At 33.5% G+C, this 4,023-nt stretch carries 3 protein-coding genes and 2 tRNA genes; 1 reads left to right on the top strand and 4 read right to left on the bottom strand.

Annotated elements, in window-relative coordinates:
* Positions 1-49 precede the first annotated feature (49 nt).
* From Q0C22_RS01870 to rfbA, 4 genes are all read right to left on the bottom strand, one after another.
* Positions 50-135: transfer RNA gene (locus Q0C22_RS01870), tRNA-Tyr, on the bottom strand.
* A gap of 12 nt (positions 136-147) precedes the next feature.
* A tRNA-Thr gene (locus Q0C22_RS01875) sits at positions 148-222 on the bottom strand.
* A gap of 66 nt (positions 223-288) precedes the next feature.
* A complete protein-coding gene (rfbB, locus tag Q0C22_RS01880) occupies positions 289-1,281 on the bottom strand; it encodes a dTDP-glucose 4,6-dehydratase (RefSeq protein WP_291490396.1) in 993 nt (330 codons plus the stop codon).
* A complete protein-coding gene (gene rfbA, locus Q0C22_RS01885) occupies positions 1,274-2,164 on the bottom strand; it encodes a glucose-1-phosphate thymidylyltransferase RfbA (RefSeq protein WP_291490397.1) in 891 nt (296 codons plus the stop codon). The genes rfbB and rfbA overlap by 8 nt, the downstream gene beginning before the upstream one ends.
* A 115-nt stretch (positions 2,165-2,279) precedes the next feature.
* Between rfbA and Q0C22_RS01890 the strand changes: the two genes are divergently transcribed.
* A complete protein-coding gene (locus tag Q0C22_RS01890; RefSeq protein ID WP_291490398.1) occupies positions 2,280-3,956 on the top strand; it encodes a methyl-accepting chemotaxis protein in 1,677 nt (558 codons plus the stop codon).
* The last annotated feature ends 67 nt before the right edge of the window (positions 3,957-4,023 follow it).

Raw genomic sequence — 4,023 nt, forward strand, 5'->3', positions numbered from 1 at the left:
AAGGCTTGCGCTCTACCATCTGAGCTATTCCCGCCTATTCTTTGTTAAATGGTGGAGAGGGGAGGATTCGAACCTCCGAAGGCAATAGCCGACAGATTTACAGTCTGTTCCCTTTGGCCACTCGGGAACCTCTCCATTATCACTAGATGGAGCTGGCGAAGGGACTTGAACCCCCAACCTGCTGATTACAAGTCAGCTGCTCTACCATTGAGCTACGCCAGCAAGCAAAAAACGATTATACATATATTTTAAAAATTGTCAAATAACTTTTTAAAAAATCATTTTAAATTAACTTTTAGATTTGTAAACTGCCTGCCAGTAACTTTTTAACTCCTTTGCTTTTTCAAATAACCAATTTTTATTATCCAGATACCATTTGACTGTTTTTTCTATGCCTTGCTCAAAACTTGTAAAGTCTATATCAATTATTTTTTTGAGTTTTGTTGAATCAAGTGAATATCTAAAGTCATGACCTGGCCTATCTTTAACATAATTTATTAAACTTTCTGATTTGTCTAACAAAGCCAATATAGATTTTACAACCTCAATATTTTCCTTTTCAATACCACTTCCAAGATTAAAAATTTCATTTGAGCATTTTTTTTCAATCAATTGTAGAATTGCTTTTGCGCAGTCTTCTACAAAAGTCCATTCTCTAATATTTTTTCCTTGTGCATATACTGGTATTTGCTCATCTTGGAGTGCTTTATATATTACAACAGGGATTAGTTTTTCTGGATATTGCCATGGACCATAATTATTGGAAGGACGAATGGTTATTACATTTGAATTATATGTTCTAGCATAAGCTCGTCCAAGCATATCTTGAGATGCTTTGCTTGTTGAATACGGAGAACTGGGTTTTAGGCAGGAATTTTCTGTAAAACTTGGATCATTAGCCGATAAATCTCCATACACTTCATCTGTTGAAATGTTTACAAACAAAGCATCTTTAGATATCTCAAGCATGTTTTGTGTACCAATTATATTTGTTTTAATAAAAATATTCGGATTTAATATGCTTCTATCTACATGCGTTTCTGCTGCAAAATGAACAACAATTTCTGGTTTAAAGTTTATAAATACTTCTTTTAAAGATTCAAAATCGCTTATATCGCAGTTAAAGAATTTTAATCTATTTTTTATAGAATCGATACGTTTTAAATCACCAGCATATGTTAGATTATCTACAATTGCTATAATGTAGCCTTTATTTAAAGCTTGACGAGCAAATTCGCTACCGATAAAACCTGCACCACCACTAATTAACATTTTATTCATTACCACGATCTCCTTGCAATATGTTTATTAAGTAATTTCCATAACCTGATTTTTTAAGCGGTTGAGCTAATTCTAAAAGTTTATCCTTGTCAATGTAACCCATTTTATATGCAATCTCTTCTATGCAACCAACTTTTAGTCCCTGACGTTTTTCTATAGTCTGTATAAATTGACTGGCTTCAAGCAAGCTGTCAAATGTTCCTGTATCAAGCCAGGCAAAACCTCGACCCAATGTTATAGCCTTAAGTCTTGACTGCACCAGATAAGCCTGGTTTACGCTTGTAATTTCTAACTCACCCCGCCAAGAAGGCTTTACGTTTTTAGCAATATCAACTACAGTATTATCATAAAAATACAAACCAACCACTGCATAATTTGACTTTGGCTTTTGGGGCTTTTCTTCAATACTTAATACATTAAAATTTTCATCAAACTCAAACACGCCGTAATCCTGTGGGTTTTTAACATAATAGCCAAACACTACCGCATTGTGTTCTTCTTCTGCAATTGTTTTTGCTTTTCTTAATAGATAAGATAAGCCTTGACCATAAAAGATATTGTCGCCTAAAACCAAACATACATTATCGCTTCCAATAAAGGCTTCACCAACTACAAAAGCATCTGCTAAACCTTTTGGTGTTTTTTGTACAGCATATGAAATATTTAAACCTAAATGAGCGCCATCTTTGAATAGTTCACTAAATCTAGGTGTATCTTTTGGTGTTGATATTATTAATATATCCCTTATCCCAGCAAGCATCAAAATTGATAAAGGGTAATATATCATTGGTTTGTCATAAACTGGCAAAAGCTGTTTGCAAATTGTGCTTGTTGCAGGATAAAGCCTTGTGCCAGAGCCACCTGCTAGTATTATACCTTTCATGCATTATCCTCCAAATATTTACTAAAACACAATATAAAATAAAACTACAATTTTGTAAACTTCAAATTTGACAAAATAACTTTGATTAATTATTATGGCAAAGGGAGGTAAAGTTATGCTTAAAAAATTAGTAATTTTTACTATTTTAACTTTTTTGGTTTACTTTATTGGCGGTATTTTAGCTTATATCTTTTTGAATAGCTTTGTACAAAAATATTTTATCTACACATTTACTTTCGCAACCTTAGTTTTTGCTATTGTAAACTTCTGGTATTACTATCTTGTTATAATAAAACCAACAAAACAAACAGCCGATGAGTTTTGTAAAATTACAAAACAAGATAGGTATGATTTAACAAAAGACTACTCTGTGCCAGGCTTTTGTGCTTCACTTGGAAAGTTTATAAATACGCTTGTTAGTTTTTCCAAATCCATCTTTAGCGAGCTTATAACAAATGCTACAAAAACTTCTGTTTTTAACGCTAAATTTAACTTTGAGCTAAAAAACATCACACATCATATGAACGAAACCAAAGACAACCTTGAAGCAATAAACAAAACAATGAATGATTCCACAAAAGCCATAGGCGATATATCTCACAATATGGAAAACTTTGTAAGGTTTATGGAAGAGGTAAACGCTATAAGCGAGCAAACGATAAAAACAACGCAAAACATAAGTAAAGCCTCTCAAAACTCCATTGAAGTATTAAATGAAAATAAACAATCTATGGAAAACCTGCATTCTCAAATAGACGATATACTATCCATTGTAAATGTTATAAATGATATATCAAATCAAACAAACCTGCTTGCCTTAAATGCTGCCATTGAAGCTGCCCGAGCCGGTGAGCATGGCAGAGGCTTTGCAGTGGTAGCAGATGAGATAAGAAAGCTTGCAGAACAAACACAAAAGCAATCAAAAGAGATAGAAAACACAATTAATTCTGTTGCAGAAAATTTCAACATACTTGTTGAGCGAAATAAAATAATAAGAGATACTATTGAGCAAAACACAAAATCTGTAGAAGAAATGCTTGTTTCTTTTGATAACCTTGCAGATAAAATAAACCAGGCAAACAACATGATAAACACAATAACAGCAGCCACAGAAGAACAGTCAAGTTCAATCGAAGAAGTAGCCCAAACAGTAGAATACCTTGCAGGTTCTGTTAAAGAAATATCTATAAGTCTTGACAATGTAAGCTCAAAAAGCCTTGATTTAAGCAAAATTGCAGAACAGTCCACAAATATTTTAAAGAAAGTAAGAGTAGGAAACCCTTTAGAAGAAGTTGTAGATCTTGCAAACAAATGCGCTAAAGAAATGACAGATACAATAGAAAATGCAATCAAAAAAGGCATAATTTCATCCAGTGACATATGGGATAGAAACTATGTGCCAGTGCCAAACACCAATCCGCAAAAATACCGCACAAGATTTACAGACTTTTTTAAACAATACATCCAGCCCATAGAAGATAAATACTTGAATATGAACCAAAACTTTAGATATGTATTACTTACAGACAACAATGGCTATATAGCAGCACACAACTCAATCTACGATAAACCACTAACTGGCAACTACGAGAAAGACCTTGTAGGTAACCGCTCAATGAGAATATTCAACGATACAGTTGGCTTAAATGTAGCAAGAAACACAGATAGCCTGATTATACAAACCTACCCAAGAGACACTGGTGAAGTTATAAGCGATATTGGTGTTCCTGTATTTATAGAAGGCAAACACTTTGGTGGTGTAAGAGTTGGGCTTGCTGTGGAGAATATATAAAAGAAATAATTTGGAGATTTGAAATGAACACATTAGTTTTGGGTTCTCAGTGGGGCGATGAAGGAAA

Origin of the sequence: Desulfurella sp. (assembly GCF_023256235.1) — a bacterium.
GTDB lineage: Bacteria > Campylobacterota_A > Desulfurellia > Desulfurellales > Desulfurellaceae > Desulfurella.

What these genes read in the sequence shown, in the direction of transcription:
- rfbB (WP_291490396.1), bottom strand. Translation starts at nt 1,281, where the DNA reads ATGAATAAAATGTTAATTAGTGGTGGTGCAGGTTTTATCGGTAGCGAA.
- rfbA (WP_291490397.1), bottom strand. Translation starts at nt 2,164, where the DNA reads ATGAAAGGTATAATACTAGCAGGTGGCTCTGGCACAAGGCTTTATCCT.
- Q0C22_RS01890 (WP_291490398.1), top strand. Translation starts at nt 2,280, where the DNA reads ATGCTTAAAAAATTAGTAATTTTTACTATTTTAACTTTTTTGGTTTAC.